Source organism: Trichocoleus sp. ST-U1 (assembly GCF_039961835.1).
Lineage (GTDB): Bacteria > Cyanobacteriota > Cyanobacteriia > Cyanobacteriales > FACHB-T130 > FACHB-T130.
Genome location: NZ_JAMPJZ010000010.1, coordinates 35,935 through 52,103, shown reverse-complemented (window position 1 = coordinate 52,103; position 16,169 = coordinate 35,935). Strand labels below are relative to the sequence as shown.

14 protein-coding genes are annotated in these 16,169 nt (G+C 46.2%); 8 read left to right on the top strand and 6 right to left on the bottom strand.

Annotated elements, in window-relative coordinates; genetic code table 11:
* The first annotated feature begins 223 nt into the window (after positions 1-223).
* Together NDA06_RS06190 and NDA06_RS06185 are read left to right on the top strand one after the other, a co-directional pair.
* Positions 224-676, top strand: coding sequence for a PPC domain-containing protein (locus tag NDA06_RS06190; RefSeq protein ID WP_190413280.1), 453 nt, complete (start codon positions 224-226; stop codon positions 674-676).
* Positions 677-1,131: 455 nt separating this feature from the next.
* A complete protein-coding gene (locus NDA06_RS06185) occupies positions 1,132-1,482 on the top strand; it encodes a hypothetical protein (RefSeq protein WP_199323943.1) in 351 nt (116 codons plus the stop codon).
* Positions 1,483-1,554: 72 nt separating this feature from the next.
* Here NDA06_RS06185 and NDA06_RS06180 read toward each other — a convergent pair whose 3' ends face one another.
* Complete coding sequence (locus NDA06_RS06180) at positions 1,555-2,232, bottom strand: uracil-DNA glycosylase family protein (RefSeq protein WP_190984506.1); 678 nt, start codon at positions 2,230-2,232, stop codon at positions 1,555-1,557.
* A gap of 183 nt (positions 2,233-2,415) precedes the next feature.
* On the opposite strand from NDA06_RS06180, the gene NDA06_RS06175 reads away from it, so the two are divergent.
* Positions 2,416-3,993 (top strand): Na+/H+ antiporter, encoded by a 1,578-nt coding sequence (locus NDA06_RS06175; RefSeq protein WP_190984507.1) that lies wholly within the window; start codon positions 2,416-2,418, stop codon positions 3,991-3,993.
* A gap of 241 nt (positions 3,994-4,234) precedes the next feature.
* Here the strand turns inward: NDA06_RS06175 and NDA06_RS06170 are convergent, their stop codons facing one another.
* A complete protein-coding gene (locus NDA06_RS06170; RefSeq protein WP_190984508.1) occupies positions 4,235-5,737 on the bottom strand; it encodes an NAD(P)/FAD-dependent oxidoreductase in 1,503 nt (500 codons plus the stop codon).
* A gap of 198 nt (positions 5,738-5,935) precedes the next feature.
* Here NDA06_RS06170 and NDA06_RS06165 point away from each other — a divergent pair, with 198 nt between their 5' ends.
* Positions 5,936-6,682, top strand: a complete 747-nt coding sequence (locus NDA06_RS06165) for a Uma2 family endonuclease (RefSeq protein ID WP_190984509.1) — start codon at positions 5,936-5,938, stop codon at positions 6,680-6,682.
* A 163-nt stretch (positions 6,683-6,845) separates the two neighbouring features.
* On the top strand, positions 6,846-7,319 hold the full coding sequence (locus NDA06_RS06160) for a GNAT family N-acetyltransferase (protein WP_190984510.1): 474 nt from the start codon (positions 6,846-6,848) through the stop codon (positions 7,317-7,319).
* Positions 7,320-7,498: 179 nt separating this feature from the next.
* On the opposite strand, the gene NDA06_RS06155 is transcribed toward NDA06_RS06160, so the two are convergent.
* Positions 7,499-8,563: a tetratricopeptide repeat protein gene (locus NDA06_RS06155; RefSeq protein WP_190984511.1), complete on the bottom strand. Its 1,065-nt coding sequence runs from the start codon at positions 8,561-8,563 to the stop codon at positions 7,499-7,501.
* Between the two features lie 294 nt (positions 8,564-8,857).
* Positions 8,858-10,567 carry a bifunctional 3,4-dihydroxy-2-butanone-4-phosphate synthase/GTP cyclohydrolase II gene (ribBA, locus tag NDA06_RS06150; RefSeq protein WP_339380239.1) on the bottom strand — a complete coding sequence of 570 codons (1,710 nt, stop codon included), beginning with the start codon at positions 10,565-10,567 and terminating at the stop codon, positions 8,858-8,860.
* Positions 10,568-10,729: 162 nt separating this feature from the next.
* Between ribBA and NDA06_RS06145 the strand changes: the two genes are divergently transcribed.
* The gene (locus tag NDA06_RS06145) at positions 10,730-10,951 is read left to right on the top strand and encodes a helix-turn-helix transcriptional regulator (protein ID WP_190413297.1); all 222 of its coding nucleotides are present in this window, start codon (positions 10,730-10,732) and stop codon (positions 10,949-10,951) included.
* An 871-nt stretch (positions 10,952-11,822) separates the two neighbouring features.
* The gene (argC, locus tag NDA06_RS06140; protein ID WP_190413299.1) at positions 11,823-12,884 is read left to right on the top strand and encodes an N-acetyl-gamma-glutamyl-phosphate reductase; all 1,062 of its coding nucleotides are present in this window, start codon (positions 11,823-11,825) and stop codon (positions 12,882-12,884) included.
* A 361-nt stretch (positions 12,885-13,245) separates the two neighbouring features.
* Here the strand turns inward: argC and NDA06_RS06135 are convergent, their stop codons facing one another.
* Positions 13,246-13,833 (bottom strand): hypothetical protein, encoded by a 588-nt coding sequence (locus NDA06_RS06135; RefSeq protein WP_190673292.1) that lies wholly within the window; start codon positions 13,831-13,833, stop codon positions 13,246-13,248.
* Positions 13,834-13,943: 110 nt separating this feature from the next.
* Complete coding sequence (gene eno, locus NDA06_RS06130) at positions 13,944-15,233, bottom strand: phosphopyruvate hydratase (RefSeq protein WP_190432237.1); 1,290 nt, start codon at positions 15,231-15,233, stop codon at positions 13,944-13,946.
* 246 nt (positions 15,234-15,479) lie between these two features.
* Here eno and gloA point away from each other — a divergent pair, with 246 nt between their 5' ends.
* Complete coding sequence (gloA, locus tag NDA06_RS06125) at positions 15,480-15,911, top strand: lactoylglutathione lyase (RefSeq protein ID WP_190432239.1); 432 nt, start codon at positions 15,480-15,482, stop codon at positions 15,909-15,911.
* Positions 15,912-16,169 lie beyond the last annotated feature (258 nt).

Genomic DNA, 16,169 nt, shown 5'->3' with positions numbered 1-16,169 from the left:
TAACACGGACAGAGCAATTACCGATCGGATTTTCCGGTTTCTTCCCAAGTGCCGGACTATCCACAAATTGCGTAAAGCAAAGCGATCGCTTCTATCGAATCGCTTCCGGGTGCCAAAGAAAGTAAAAAATAAATAGTAGAAACATTCTTTGTTTGGGAAGCGGTACACCCCGCCCCGCTTTCCCCCAACCCTCAAAAGGGAAGGGTGTCCAGCGGAAATTTTTATGACTGACGCTTTTGCCCTTAGATGGCACCGCACCCTGATTGTTCCTGCCACGCTGCTGGCTCTTTGTCTGACCACTATATCAGCCAGAGCGCAAAATAAGGTGTACAGCCCAATTCCTGTACCGGCAAACAACGAAGTTTCCGACACGCTGACTGAAAAAGATATTCCGACTGGTGAGGGAGGTTTTGCTCGTGATTACGTGGTGAGTCTGGATGCTGGAGATCAGGTAGCGGTTGACTTGATCTCTGATAGTTTTGACACGATTGTGACGCTGATGTCGTCGGATGGCGCTACTGTGGCGGAAAATGATGACGGTCCCGACGGCAGCACTAACTCGCTTTTATTTTCCCGCATTACCGAGCCGGGTGATTATATTATTCGGGTTCGGGCTTTTGGGGAAACAAGTGGCGGTTCTTTTAAGCTCAAGGTAACGCGCCTAAAACCAATGTGAGTAGAAAGTAGAAATTTTGAATTAGTTGAATTATAAGTGTTGAGTTTTAAATTTAAAAAATCACTCAATACTTATAATTCATGAGTCTCAAATCCGCTCAAAATTTAGGCTGAACTTTCCATGCCAAGCTTAAAATGCTTATCTGACAGAAGTTTAGCGAAACTATTAGAACTTCTTATCAGTTGGTAGCGGTAATGAGTCATCAGAGAGTAGAGGGAAGGACGATGGAGAGATGGGTACATCTGAATTTTCGATGCGTTTGCCCTGTTTTCCAGCCCAAGCGCGATCGCTAGTTATCTTGCCCCTAATCTTCTAAGTGCAAGGAACTAACAGAAATCCAAAATTTAGGGGAGACTAATTAACTTTGGTTCTGTGAAATTAGATTTTACAGGGTAGTCAAGGGAATCATCAATTCCGATATCGTCAATATTTATATTTATGAATTGAGGAAATCCATGAAATCACCTCTTAGAATCGACTCTTTGTTTTTTGCAGGAATTGGAATTTTTACTTTAGCCTGGTTTGTTTGCCATACCGAGAGTTATGTTCTGCCTTATCCTTTAATTGATACAAAATTACCTCCAGGCTTTTCAGAAGAAAAATTCTCCAGTATCCAATTAGGAATGGGCAAAGATGAAATTTTAAAAATCTTACCTGCTCCCGAACATAGCCTCGATCGTGAGAATTGGAGTTATGGTGTAGATGGTGCAGCTCTTTGGGGTGATTTTGCTTGGATTTCGTTTGAAATGTCTTTTGATAAAGAAGGCAAAGTAATAGGGAAAAAACGCTACATTAATCCTGATTAACTGAATATATACCCCCTTTAAATAAATACACAGAGCGCTTTTCTCAACCATTCGATAGCTGGGGTTAATGTGTTACGGCACTATTTCAGCGAGGCGTTGCTGAAGTAGTTGAGGAAATTGGGCGTAGTATTTTTGATTGAGTGGGGAAGGATGAGGGAGTGGCAGTAGCATCACTGAACGTTGATGTATATTGCCTTCTGTGTCCTTCGCCTGAAGCGTAACTTGAATGCTGGCAGAGTAGCGATCGCTTCTTGTAAAAAACTGCTTCAATTCACCCTTAGCCGCATAAGGGGCAAACCAATTAAATGCTTCATTTCCCAAAGTGATAATTTTATCCCCTTGCCAATGCAATACCAATAATCGCTCTAAAAAGGGGCGAAATCGTTTTTTCACAGCCTCAGCGTATGCTTTGTTCCCCGGTGGTTTGTAAGGCACGGTATTTGTCAGTAAAACGCGATCGAGGACAACCTGTAAATCGGTATCCTTATTGGGTTCGGTGGCTGTGATCGCACTGTACAAACCCCGACGCACAAAGCCACCAGCAGCACCGCAAAGCGGTTGACGTGCCCGTACTTCATCTTTTCCCAAATCGCGGGCAAAAAAGCATAGCTTGCTCTCTAGATTGCCTGCATAGAGAATTGGCTGCGTAGGCTCCAAACTCGCTGCCAGATACACAGGTTCATCAACGGGAAATGTTTCCCGTTGCGCTTCCTGCTGGATATCTGCAATTAACTGTTTAATGTCTGACATAACGTTTTATCTTACTTAAGATAGATGCAATAAATTATGTTTGTAAACACCAAATCTATTGAATGATACGATGTTGGCAATTTAAGAGACTATCCTATACAACGTCTAGATTAAAGGGCAAATTAAAAGCTACAGTGTTTTAACGACTAAGTTTTAACGACTAATTACGATTTGGAGTTTCCTATGGCGATAGAAACCACCCTAGATGAAGCTTCCATTAAGCAAAGCTTGGAGCAATTTCTGCTAGTGTTGTCTATTTCCTTGAGTGTGGCGACACTCTCGCGAATTTTCAGTTGGTTACGCCAAATTCCTTACACATTGCTGCTGGTAATTGTCGGGTTATTTTTAGCATTTGTAGATGTGCGGTTGGTGAATCTGTCGCCAGAATTAATTCTAGAGATTTTTTTGCCTCCCCTACTATTTGAAGCTGCTTGGAATATCCGTTGGCGAGACTTGAAAGATGATATATTTCCCGTCACTTTGTTTGCCATTGTCGGTGTCATCATCTCGGTTGTTGGTATTGCATTTCCTCTCAATTGGCTGACTGGACTTCCTCTTACAACTGCCCTCCTTGTCGGTGCTTGTTTATCTGCTACCGATCCCGTTTCCGTAGTAGCTTTGTTTCGGGAACTGGGTGCTGGCAAACGCTTAACAATGTTGATGGAGGGAGAGAGTTTATTTAATGATGGCGTGGCGGTAGTGGCGTTTACGTTGCTAGTGGGAATCCCGCTGGGAACCAATGAGTTTGCACTAGACACTACAGTTGCTAGTTTTTTAGTATTTGTTGGTGTTGGGATTGGAATTGGCAGCTTAGTTGGTTTTGGAATTTCCTATCTTACCCAACGTTTTGACTTGCCATTAGTAGAACAATCACTTACGCTTGTTTCCGCTTATGGCACTTATTTGATAACAGAAGAGCTGGGTGGTTCTGGGGTAATTGGGGTTGTCACGGTTGGCGTGATCTTGGGTAACTTTGGCTCTCGCATTGGCATGAACCCGCGCACCCGGTTATTGGTATCTGAATTTTGGGAATTTTTAGCATTTTTTGTCAATTCCATCGTTTTTCTTTTAATTGGCGATCAAATCCACTACTCGCGTCTAGTAGAGAATTTTAGTCTGATTGCGGTGACGATTGGGGCGGTATTGGTAACGCGAGCAATTGCCATCTATGGACTCAGTGCTTTGAGCAACTGGCTAGTTAAATCTCAAATAGGTTGGCGAGATCAAACAATACTTTGGTGGGGTGGTTTAAGAGGCTCAGTTTCAATTGCCTTGGCGGTAAGTGTACCCATTATCTTACCAGGAAGAGAGGAAATTATTGATATGGTGTTCGGCGTTGTGTTGTTTACTCTGTTAGTTCAAGGTTTGACAACTCAGTGGTTTTTGGAAAGATTAGGACTGATTGGAGATCAGCCGGTACGCCAGCAATATTCAGAGGCGATTGCCCGTCGCGTTGCCTTAAATCGAGTGTTGAATTATTTATTGGAAGCTGGCAAAGAATTAGAAATCGATCAGGAGTTTTATCGTTACGAGTTAAATCTGGTTCAAGGACAACTCAAGAGTATTGAGGAGGAAATTGAGAAGTTGCAAAATCAATATCCTCAGTTGCGATCGCTTAATATGCAACAACTGCGAGAAAAACTCTTAGATATTGAAGCCGACACCTACGCTGAACTGATCCGTGCAGGACGTTTGAATAATCGACTCTCACCCGTCATGCAGGAAATTTTAACTGAATCAACAGAGGATGAAAGGAAATAAACTGGAGCGCGATCGCACCCTAAAAGAAAATCCTCTCTTTTCTAATTGCTCTATGATTACGATCTGGGGGCAATTCGTTTTTTTAATATATATTGTTGCTGTTTCTTGATACTCGTCACACCCATTTACTTTTTTCCCGCTTCACTAATCGCTTTTCTTCTAGCAATCCTACTTGAGTTGTGAGATGCTAGGCGGAGAGTATCGCCGCAAAGCCGACAATTAAGAAAGCTTAATTTGAACTTCAAATTTTTAATAACTTCGCCGTCTCTTGCGGCGTAACCAAAGTATTTGCACACAAAATTCCCGAAGCAGCAACAGCGGGAACGCCAATTCCTGGCATCGTACTATCTCCCACACGATACAATCCAGAAATCGGCGTTTGTGTGCCAGGAAATGTCCCTTGACCTGCTGCAATTGCAGGGCCATAAGTTCCCTGATAGCGGCGTAAGTAATAAGCGTGAGTTAATGGTGTACCAATAAGTTCTAATACAACGCGATCGCGTATATCCGGAATCACCCTCTCTAACGCACGGAATAGAGATTGCGATCGCTCTTTTTTCCTCTCCTCATACCCTTCATCTCGTTGCCATCCCTCATAAGGTTCTAATGTGTAGGCGTGAACTACATGATGTCCCTCTGGTGCAAGATTAGCATCCCACACCGAAGGGATAGAAATCATGCAAGTATTCCCCGGTTCAGTAATATCTTTACTCGCATCGTGAACTACCACATGATGTCCCGTCAGATTTTCCAAACCCTCAGCGCGGATGCCTAAATGTAAGTGCATAAAGCTGTCAACCGCTGGCGTTTCTAAAGATTGTTGACGATAAGACAGCGGCAAACCTTCTGGGCGCAATAACTTAGTATAAGTATCCCAAAGGGTAGCATTAGAAATTACAACAGGTGCATTAATAACTTCACCATTCTTTAACTTAATGCCTGTCACTTTGCCCGATTGGATTAGTATTTGCTCAACATGAGAATTTAATTTTAATTCGCCACCCCAACGCTTTAAACCGCGCACTAAAGCATCAACAATTGCGCCACTTCCTCCAACGGGATACTCGACACCAGCGCGAGAACGTTCTCCCAGCATAAATGCCACTTCTGGGGCAATTGTTCCGTGCGCCTTAAGTCCAGAAAGTAGAAAACATTCCAAGTCAATTAAGCGCCGCACCCAAGGATCTCGTACCTCTCGATCCATCACATCGCCAACAGAACCTTGAACGATTCTCAGATGCGGTAATAGTTTTAATACAGATGGTAAATATCGTCTCAAAATTACTGTTATCATCTGCCAATCTGCTCTCAAAGCAATGGTAGGAATACCGCGCAATGATTCGTAAAGAGGGAGTAAACGTTTTTCAAATTTTTCTAATTCTCTTGCACCTTGAGGTGTAATTTTAGCAACAGTTTGTCGATAGCGTTCAGCATTGCTGTAAACGGGAAAGGTGCCTTCAGGAAAATGGTAATGTCCTAGGGGATCGTAGGGAACCGCTTGCAACGATTCTCCCAAAAGTTCTAACACTTGCTGTAATGGATTTAGACCGCTTCCAGGGGTGAGTCCGCAATAAAATGAGGGGCCAGAGTCAAAATGGAATCCCTGCCGAGAGAAACTGTGTGCAGCGCCACCAGCGATCGCGTGACTTTCGCACACTAGCACTCGTTTTCCGTAACGGGCAAGTAACGCCCCTGCGGTTAAACCGCCAATTCCGCTACCGATAACAATTACATCTAAACTCATGTTATGACAATCTCATTTAATTTATGAACACTATCTTTTTTAAACGAATCGCCTTAGCGTTAGCGAAGCCATGCGCGTTAGCGCTTTAGAAGCTGAGAACGCAGAGGAAGAGAAAAGAGATTATTCTTTAAATAGATTGGATTTATATTAGGGAGATTTATTGGATAATTATATTAATAGCTTGTGGAGCTAATCTTTATGGTACAGCACAACCCGGAAACCAGATTACCAACAAGTGCTGAACTTCCTTGTTCGGATGATACACCTGTGGATAACGAAGACCAGAATTTTATCCCGAATTTTCTATTATTCTTGCTAGAGTTCATTTGGGGTAATCGCCTTGACTGGTATTTTGGTGTAGATATGGGCATCTATCACACGACAGGCGTGAATCCAAGAGTACCCGTGGTGCCAGATGGATTTCTAAGTTTGGGAGTGGAACGGAGGAAAAACAATGGTTCTCGCTCCAGCTATGTTCTCTGGGAAGAAAATAATATTGCCCCCATTTTTGTCTTAGAAATTGTCTCTCACACTTATGGGGGAGAATACGATACAAAAATGGCAATTTATGCCAATTTAGGAGTGTTGTATTATGTAATTTATAATCCGAATTTCTGGCGGCGCGACCAGGAACAACCTTTTGAAGTTTACCGTTTAGTAAATGGGCAATATCAGTTACAAATCGGAGAACCATTCTGGATGCCAGAAATCGGTTTAGGAATTGGGCGATTTGTGGCTCAAGTCGGAGGCATACAGCGCGAGGTATTGTACTGGTACGATACCCAAGGTGTGAGGTATCAGACAGGGGAGGAATTAGCTGAAATTGAGCGGAATCAGCGGGAGTTAGCACAACAGCAAGCTGAGTCGGAACGACAACGCTCAAATGAGCTGGCAGAGTTATTAGAGAGATATCGCGATCGCTTTGGTGACTTAACCCAAGGGTAAGGATACGGAATTGCTATCGAGCGCGATTGCTAAATCCATAGTTACCAGATAAGAGATAATCAAACCGAAGTGGACTGAGATTAGATTGAAAAAGTGACTCTTGTAGAAGACCACTTTCAAGATTACTCTGACCGTAAAATAAGAATGAACCCGTATCGTGGTGATGGAACGAGAAATTTATATCAGAGAAGCTTTTCCAGAGGAAGATTCTCTAATTGCTCAACATTTTTATCAAATGTGGCTGGATAATCATGTTCCTTCTGACTCAATAGAATCAGACTGGCTCAACATTACGCTCCAGTTTATAGAAGGCGCTCGAAAAGAGGGATGCTACAAAGCTTTTGTGGCGGAGATTGATGGGAGAGTGATCGCTTCAGCAAGTTGTCAGATGTTTGCTGGTCTTTACCCGCATATCCTCAAACCGGAATCTCGCAAATATGGATACATCTGGGGAGTTTACGTTGAACCGCCTCACCGCAGACAGGGACTTGCCAAGAAACTTACGCTTTGTGCGATCGACCATCTAAAATCGCTTAACTGCACAAGGGTTATCCTACACGCCTCCCCACCAGGTAAGCCAGTCTACTCTAGTCTTGGCTTTAGCGAAAGTAATGAGATGCGGTTGGATTTGCTGTAATTAAAGAGACGTATCCTTGCGAAGCGGCACACGATCTCTACCCTATCTCCTCTGAAAAAGGGTGTACAAAATTCCAGCGGTGTTTGCGAAAAATAACAACCCTGACCGACTTTTACCTCAGAACGTGGTTGGGATCTGGCAGAAGATGGGCACTGGCTCATTTCGATGACGGAGGCGGTCTATTTTAACTGTCTCAGCAATTGCAATGCCTTTTGAGAGTCAGCGGTTAATCCTTGCTCGGAGAAAAGTCGCGCAGATGCTTGTAAATCCTCAATTGCGCCTCTAGCATCGCCGGTTTCGTAGCGCAGCAGCCCCCGGTTGCCATAAGCTTTAGCAAAGTTGGGAGAAATAGAGATCGCCTCGGTATAGTCGGCAATGGCTGCTTGAGGATTGCCGATTTGCTGACGAGCGATCGCTCGATTGTAGTAAGCTGCTGCATTGTTGGGATCGCGCTGGATGGCTTGGTCATAATCCGCGATCGCTTCCTTGATATTTCCCAGCCGCCGCCGGACAATCCCGCGATTGTAATAAGCTTCTACTAGATTAGGGTTCAGACCCAGAGCCTTCGTAAAATCAGCGATCGCTTCCTGGGTTTCTCCCAGTTGAACGCGAGCATTCCCCCGATTCACGTAGGCGGTGGCATCCCTAGGCTGAAGCTGAATCGCTTTGCTGTAGTCCTCAACGGCTCCTCTAGGATTTCCTAGGGCACTGCGAGCGTTCCCCCGGTTGTAATAAGCGATCGCATTTTTCTGGTCGAGATTCAGCGCCTTGGTGTAATCCTCAATTGCTTCCCCATACTTTTTTTGGTCGGCATAAACTACACCCCGATTTAGGTAGGCATCGGCATTCTGGGGATTTCGCTTTAGCAACTCCGTGTAATCTGCGATCGCTCCCTGATTATCTCCTAGCTTCCGCCTTGCCAACCCTCGGCTGTAGTAGGCTTTAGTCAGGTTGGCATCCTGGCGAATTGCAGCGGTGAAATCATTGAAAGCGCCGCTATAGTTTTCTTGGTTATACTTCTCCATCCCTCGATTGAATAATTCCTCTGCACTCGACTGAGCCACTATAAGAGTGCTAGGGAAAGAGTGCTGAGGAAAGAGTAGGGGCTGAGTCTGTGCATAGATAGCTGTCGTCCCTCCACTAAGTAAGGCGGCAGTTCCTATAACGGTGATAGCTTTATATCCGTAGTGCATCGCTTCATTACTAGAAATTACGGAATTAAGTAACTGGGTGACAATAAACATAACTCAATAAGCCCGTTTATCGTTGATTGTGCATGGTAATTTTCAATTTTCCATGAGCGATAAACAGTCCTATCCGTTAAGTTTATTTATCCCAATCTACTTAGACGCTCATCAAGTAAAAGCTCACAAACGTTAGCTGAAAACCTTCCTAACTCTACTCAGTCCTCAGCCCTAACTCTACTCAGTCCTCAGTCCTCAGCCCTCAGTCCTAACTCTACGCAGTCCTCAGTCTTAACTCTACTCAGCCCCAACTCTACTCAGTCCTCAGCCCTCAGTCCTCAGTCCTAACTCTACTTAGCCCTCACCACTCTGAAAGCTGTAGATTTTCTGGGTTTCTAACTGATGGCAAACTGACGAAGGCAGGGTACTTGCGGGGAAGTTCTGCCGGTCTAGCTGGATTTGTAAGCCTGTCAGGGGGTCTATTCCCGTCGAAACCATAAATTCTAGATATTGCAACTGAGGCCACGCGCTCAAAGCATCCAGAATTTGCGCGATCGCTCGCACATAAGGATGTCCTGTCTGCTGATACCAATCCGGTGACGCCAGATTGGGTTGGTCAAAACCTAAGTGAACGGTTAACGATGGCGTGCCGAACAGAGCGATCCCAACAGGTCGCGTTTCTTCCTGCAACAACAAATCGTGAGTTTTTGCCAAATGCCGCAGTTTCTCTAATCGTTCGTAGCGCTTTGTAACTGACTCCGGCTCATCCTGCCAGTGCAGCGCTACGGTGATTAAATACGTCTGCAACAGCATATGACCCAGCTTTTTCGCTTTGGTCGCTAGATAGATGGAATTATAATCATTCGCCTCAATCAACAGCGGCACCCGATCCACCACTTCTAAGCCATACCCTTTTAAACCTGCAATTTTGCGGGGATTATTCGTAATCAGGCGAATTTTTTTCACTCCCAAATCGTTGAGAATTTGCGCCCCCACCCCGTAATCCCGCAAGTCAGCAGGGAAACCTAAGCGCTCGTTTGCTTCGACGGTATCCAGCCCCATGTCTTGCAACGAGTATGCTTTCAATTTATTAACCAGCCCAATTCCCCGTCCTTCTTGGCGCAGGTAAACCACAACCCCCGACCCGGCATTCTGAATCATTTTCAGCGCCGCTTGCAACTGCATACGGCAGTCGCAGCGCATAGAACCCAAAGCGTCACCCGTGAGGCATTCCGAGTGCATCCGCACCATCACTGAGTGGTCTGAGAACTCGGCTGGGTCTCCCTTGACAATTGCGACGTGTTCGGATTGATCCAGGCTGTTGCGGTAGGCGTAAATTTGAAAATTCCCAAACTGAGTCGGCAGTTCAGCAATCGTCTCCCGGCAGACAAACCGTTCGTGGTTGAGGCGGTAACTAATTAAGTCAGCAATGCTAATAATTTTCAGTTGGTGAGTCTTGGCGTACTCGATTAACTGTGGCAACCGCGCCATCGACCCATCAGGATTTTGAATTTCACAGATCACCCCAGCCGGGTATAATCCCGCCAATCTTGCCAAATCAACACCGGCTTCTGTATGACCGGCTCGTTTCAGGACGCCCCCTTCCCGCGCCCGCAAGGGGAAAATGTGACCGGGACGGCGCAAGTCATTTGGCTGGGTTGCTGGGTTAAGGGCGACTTGTATCGTCACCGCCCTATCCTCCGCTGAGATGCCGGTACGAACTCCCATATTCGGTGCGGCGTCGATGCTGACGGTGAAGGCAGTTTGGTTGCTGTCGGTGTTGTTGCTAACCATCAAGGGCAGATCCAGTTCGTCCAAGCGATCGCCTGTCAGCGCCAGACAAATCAAACCCCTTGCATTTACCGCCATAAAATTAATCATGTCGGGCGTGGCGAACTGAGCCGCGCCAATCAAGTCGCCTTCGTTTTCCCGGCTCTCATCATCTACTACCACGACCACCCGCCCAGCCTTCAGGTCTGCCAAGGCGGCGTCAATCGCGTCAAATTTAAACGGTTGGGTTGAAGAAGCGCGATTTTGCGCTTCTTTGCTTTGAGACAATTCCACAGATTAATTAGCGCAATAAACCATAGATCCAGTATCTCTTTTTGAGAGTAGCCTGTGGGCACCCCCCAGCGGCGCGATCGCGCGAATTCGACGGCGATCGCTCAAATTGATACTTATCGTCTGTAGACTTATCGTTATCTAAAACAACCTTCTTTCTCAATTATGGCGGCTAATCCCGAACTCGAAAAATTTGGCAAACAACTCCGAAAATTAAGAAAGACACGCGAACTTTCCCAGGAAAAATTAGCAGAATTAACCGGGTTACACCGCACTTACATCGGTGGTATTGAGCGGGGTGAGAGAAATGTTTCGCTTGTTAATATCGTCCGTTTAGCAAAAGCTTTAAGCGTATCTCCCTCCGAGTTGTTAAAACAAATTGAATAAATGAATCTCACATTATTAGTTTTTTTAAGGTCATCTCTATGAAAGTAATTCGATTAAAATACAAAATATTACCGTTTTGGGATTAAAATATAAGCTCAAAAAATGATTATATAAATAACTAAATCGAGATTCATAGATAGTAACTAAAAAAACTGAAATGTTCTTTCTTCTCCGTTTCTCTTATCTTCTATATTCTATAGCGCGGACGCCCTCAGCTATGCTCGCTCGCTAAGACGATTCGTTTAAAATATCTCGTAGAAATCCCCTCGGACTGCTATAGCGATCCAAATTGAGTTGTGTGATGTCAGCCCTTCAGATCCCCAACTTCGTAAGACTTGTCGAGGATCTCGCCTTCACAACTCATTTATGAATGCTATAAGTAGGACTTAAGGGAAAGAAGAAGGATTCCCTCGCACCTTGCCTAAAAGAGAGTTATGGCGTTAGGTTCAAGTGAGAAGCGCAATATGTCATGATATTGATTTATAACGCTAATTAGACCACGCAGCACCGCCCAAAATATCAATTGGAGCGGTGCTTTTCTATAAGGATAAATTCCCAAAAGAGTCGGTCACTCCCCGAACAGTTGCTCTAGCCAACCTTGCATTCCCCGCAGCTAACCTTGTAACCCTAAATGATGACGCTGATATTTCTACCACCAAATCTTGGTTTTAATACTACAATGCAGCAAAAGTCGCTTTCAGCCATCAGCTTTTAGCAGGACTGAGGAATAAGCAATGACAAAGAAATTCTATTCAGCAACCATTAGGGACGTGGCAATGCCGTATCCTGATCGCTCAGTACTGACTTTGGTTGACTGCGCTTTGCTGACCGCTGAGCGTTTAAAATTTAAACTTTTTAGGGAACAAGCATCATGGGTGATTTAGGGCGCGTGCCTGTTGGAATTGTTGGCGCGTCAGGCTATGGTGGTGTGCAACTTGTACGACTCTTGATGGAGCATCCAGGAGTCGAACTGGTTTACCTAGGCGGCGAGAGTAGCGCTGGAAAGTCATTTTCCGACCTTTACCCCCATTTAGGTCATCGCGTTGACTTAAAGATAGAACCGCTTGATTTAGATACCATTGCCAATCGCTGTCAAGCCGTTTTTCTCTCTTTGCCCAATGGTCTTGCCTATCAGATGGCACCGACGCTAGTGGCGAAGGGGTGCAAAGTGCTGGATTTATCCGCCGATTACCGATTTTCCAACCCGGAAACCTATCAAGCTTGGTACGGGGGAGAACGTCAAGACCGAGAACTCGCAACTACGGCGGTTTACGGCTTACCGGAACTATACCGCGATCGCATTGCCGACGCCCAGTTAGTAGGTTGTGCGGGTTGCTATCCCACCGCCAGTTTGCTAGCACTCTCGCCGCTACTCAAGCAAGGGTTAGTCTTACCAGAAACTGCGATTATCGACGCCAAATCTGGCACCTCCGGCGGCGGACGGCAAGCGAAAACCAATTTGTTGCTGGCTGAGGCAGATAATACGCTAGGAGCTTACGGTGTTGGCGGACGGCACCGACATACCCCCGAAATTGAGCAAGTTTGTAGCGATCTCGCCGGTCACGAAGTTACGGTGCAGTTTACCCCTCACTTGATTCCAATGGTGCGCGGGATTCTCGCAACCGTTTATGCCAACTTGCGCGATCCGGGGTTAGTCCGAGAAGACTTAATTACCATCTTTTCAGCCTTCTACCGTGCTTCGCCTTTTGTAAAAATATTACCAGGCGGCATCTACCCCCAAACGAAATGGGCTTGCGGGACTAATCTTTGCTATATCGGCATCGAAGTTGATCCCCGCACGGATCGGGTCATTGTCATGTCAGCGATTGATAATTTAATCAAAGGTCAAGCTGGTCAAGCTCTCCAATGTCTCAATTTGATGCTGGGTATGGAAGAAACCCTAGGTTTACCTCAACTCGGTTTTTACCCGTAGCGATCGCCTTTTAGATTTTTGGGTGTTGAGTTGGATGGCTGAGGGATCGTTTTTTCGGAGTCGTCGAATGAGGGGCTGGTGTTGGCAATCAGAGGGGCTTACTGAAGTTAGCTGCGACGAGAAAAAATTTGACGCGATCGCGCGACTCAGTCGCAGCCCAATAAAATATTGGATCGCTCGGTACATACCAAAAACCCGTTTTCTAGTCTAGAAAACGGGTATCTAAAATAATTGGCTGGCAAAGAGCGATCGCAGGTCGTAGTACTTATTCACCCCTAATTCCTGGTGTAGGGGCATGGCACAAACACGCCCCTACAAAATGTGAATGAGTTTATGTGAAAAAATACTCCAAATGCTTTGATTACGGCACTAATTGAAATGAGCCGAAAAACTTTTGAACTTCCTTGGTATTTGAACCAAGCGTACTGACTTGATACAGCCGCTTGTTCACCAGAAAAATCCGACATTGACCAATAGAACCATCCGAATCTTTATACTTAATTTCTCTGCCGGGACTTCCATGCAGTGAAATTGGGCGCTGAGCGATTAACTTCGCACCATCCGTTATATAACCCTCAGTCGCCGCATCCAAGAGTTCTTCAGCCTCTAGCCGATCGATCTCGTTGGCAAAGTCAGCATAGGAGACTAAAAAGACACCATCCGACGTAGCGGCTGTAAACAAATGCTGCTCAACGTCGCCTTCTTCAGCTTTCTCGGTATGTGTCTCTTCCTCTGGGGTTCCCGGCATTAACACCACAAAGCCCCCTTCAGAGGAAGAAAACTCCTGCCAATCCTCTTGAGCGTCTGGCGTCGTTTCAGCAGCGCCGATGAGCTGACAGTTATTACAGGGTTGGATTTGAAGTAATGGTCTAACTGCTTCGGCTCGGACGGCTGCTGACACAGACAGGGGAGCAAATAGGGTGGCGATCGCCAGGATTTTTAGTTTCATGTTGAGTTGTGCAAAAGTCGGTCAATCCTTTTATAGACAACAGACAAATTGACTGAATTCCTGAACGAGCCACCCGATTATCTGGCACAAACTGCCCGAATTAATCCGCTTTAGCGGGGGCCTAGCCCAATGGTAGCGGCATAAACTGCGCGATCGCCCAATTCATCTTCAATTCGCAGCAGTCGGTTGTACTTTGCCACCCGTTCACTGCGACAAAGCGAACCTGTTTTAATTTGTCCGGCTCTCGTGGCTACGGCTAAATCGGCAATCGTGGTGTCTTCAGTTTCGCCAGAGCGATGGCTGATGATCGACCGGAATCCGTTGCGGGTAGCCAGTTCAATCGTTTCCAGGGTTTCCGTAAGAGAACCAATTTGATTGAGTTTAATCAGGATCGAGTTCGCTGCGGCTTGCTCAATGCCTTTTTGCAGACGGATGGGGTTGGTGACAAAGAGATCGTCGCCGATGAGTTGAACGCGATCGCCCATTTTCTCGGTTAATAGTTTCCAGTTTTCCCAGTCTTCTTCGTGCAGTCCGTCCTCAATTGAGACAATCGGATACTGTCCCACCAACTTACCCAGATACTCAATAAAGTCAGCCGGGGAATGGGATGAGCCATCGTAGACATACTGCCCTTCTTTATAGAACTCACTGGCGGCAACATCTAGCGCCAGGGCCACGTCCTCTCCGGGTTTATAGCCAGCCTTTTCAATCGCCGCCACTAATAGTTCTAAAGCTGCTTGATTGGACTCTAAATTAGGAGCAAAACCGCCTTCATCGCCAACGCCAGTCAGCAAGTTTTTGTCCTTTAAAACTTTGCTGAGAGCCGCAAACACCTCGGCACCCCAACGCAGCGCTTCTTTAAATGAAGACGCCCCGACTGGCACAATCATAAATTCTTGGAAATCCACGTTATTATCCGCGTGGGCACCGCCGTTGATCACGTTCATCAACGGCACCGGCAGCACATTCGATAAGGGACTCCCAAGATAGCGATAGAGCGGTAATTCCAGAGCCGCTGCACCCGCTTTTGCAGTTGCCAGGGAGACGGCGAGGATGGCATTTGCTCCCAAATTCGATTTATTTTCCGAGCCATCCAGCTCAATCATCGTGCGGTCAACCAAAACCTGATCGAGCGCATCCATCTCCAACAACTCAGGAGCAATTTTCTCCTCGACATTCTGGACGGCTTGGAGGACGCCTTTGCCACCGTAGCGGCTGGCATCCTCATCCCGCAGTTCGTGGGCTTCAAAAGTCCCTGTAGAAGCGCCGCTGGGAACTTGAGCCAATCCCATCACACCGTTGATCAGATAGACTTCGGCTTCCACTGTGGGACGCCCCCGCGAGTCGAGAATTTCACGAGCCACAATGGCGTCGATGGCAGTATCTGGCGTGTTAATCATTCCGTTTCACCCTTCAGTAGCAAAATTGCAAGTGTCTCACACATCAGCAAACCTTAGATAGGCTTTTTAGCCAGCTGGTTATAGCGGTGGTCATCCCTTGTCGAAAACACCTAGCGTGGCTGAATGTAATATGGTTTCTATGGTGGCGTGGGTTGTTGTGTAAAGATCCCGATCGGGGATTGAAATAGAATACGTCCTGAGCGGACACTCAAACGTCATATTAAAAAGGAATTCGGGATCAAAACGATGCGAATGCTACATACGATGTTGCGAGTCGGCAACCTAGAAGAGTCTTTGAAATTTTACTGCGACGTGCTAGGCATGAAGTTACTGCGCCGCAAAGATTATCCAGATGGGAAGTTCACGCTGGCATTTGTGGGTTACGGTGACGAATCTGACCATACAGTTGTGGAATTAACTTACAACTGGGGCGTAGAGCAGTATAACCTGGGAGATGCCTACGGTCATATAGCTCTTGGCGTTGATGATATTTACGCCACCTGTAACGAAATCAAGGCGCGTGGCGGCAAGGTGTCGCGGGAACCGGGGCCAATGAAGCACGGTTCGACGGTGATTGCCTTTGTGGAAGATCCGAATGGCTACAAGATTGAGCTTATTCAGCTAGGAACTCAGGGATCTGCCCAAAAACAGGAAACGGCTGAAGCAGCAAGTCGGTAGGTTTTTGCTCCATCCTTCCTAAGAAGCGACCAGCCCTGGCGAATGGAATTCGCGGCTATACAAACCAAGTCCGCCTATGCGCTAACGCGCACGCTACGCTAACGCGGAGTGAGGAAAATTCCGGGTTTTGAAACCTGCGTAGGCAGGTTTTGTTTGTGTAGCTGCGGTTTCAACCGCCCGCTTAAGAATGGTGCTTTTTTAAACGGGCTAGACTCGATCAAAGGTGCCACATCAAAACCTATTGAATTAAAATTAGCC

Coding starts and splice junctions, on each gene's coding strand:
- NDA06_RS06190 (WP_190413280.1), top strand. CDS start 224: ATGACTGACGCTTTTGCCCTTAGATGGCACCGCACCCTGATTGTTCCT.
- NDA06_RS06185 (WP_199323943.1), top strand. CDS start 1,132: ATGAAATCACCTCTTAGAATCGACTCTTTGTTTTTTGCAGGAATTGGA.
- NDA06_RS06180 (WP_190984506.1), bottom strand. CDS start 2,232: ATGTCAGACATTAAACAGTTAATTGCAGATATCCAGCAGGAAGCGCAA.
- NDA06_RS06175 (WP_190984507.1), top strand. CDS start 2,416: ATGGCGATAGAAACCACCCTAGATGAAGCTTCCATTAAGCAAAGCTTG.
- NDA06_RS06170 (WP_190984508.1), bottom strand. CDS start 5,737: ATGAGTTTAGATGTAATTGTTATCGGTAGCGGAATTGGCGGTTTAACC.
- NDA06_RS06165 (WP_190984509.1), top strand. CDS start 5,936: ATGGTACAGCACAACCCGGAAACCAGATTACCAACAAGTGCTGAACTT.
- NDA06_RS06160 (WP_190984510.1), top strand. CDS start 6,846: ATGGAACGAGAAATTTATATCAGAGAAGCTTTTCCAGAGGAAGATTCT.
- NDA06_RS06155 (WP_190984511.1), bottom strand. CDS start 8,563: ATGTTTATTGTCACCCAGTTACTTAATTCCGTAATTTCTAGTAATGAA.
- NDA06_RS06145 (WP_190413297.1), top strand. CDS start 10,730: ATGGCGGCTAATCCCGAACTCGAAAAATTTGGCAAACAACTCCGAAAA.
- argC (WP_190413299.1), top strand. CDS start 11,823: ATGGGTGATTTAGGGCGCGTGCCTGTTGGAATTGTTGGCGCGTCAGGC.
- NDA06_RS06135 (WP_190673292.1), bottom strand. CDS start 13,833: ATGAAACTAAAAATCCTGGCGATCGCCACCCTATTTGCTCCCCTGTCT.
- eno (WP_190432237.1), bottom strand. CDS start 15,233: ATGATTAACACGCCAGATACTGCCATCGACGCCATTGTGGCTCGTGAA.
- gloA (WP_190432239.1), top strand. CDS start 15,480: ATGCGAATGCTACATACGATGTTGCGAGTCGGCAACCTAGAAGAGTCT.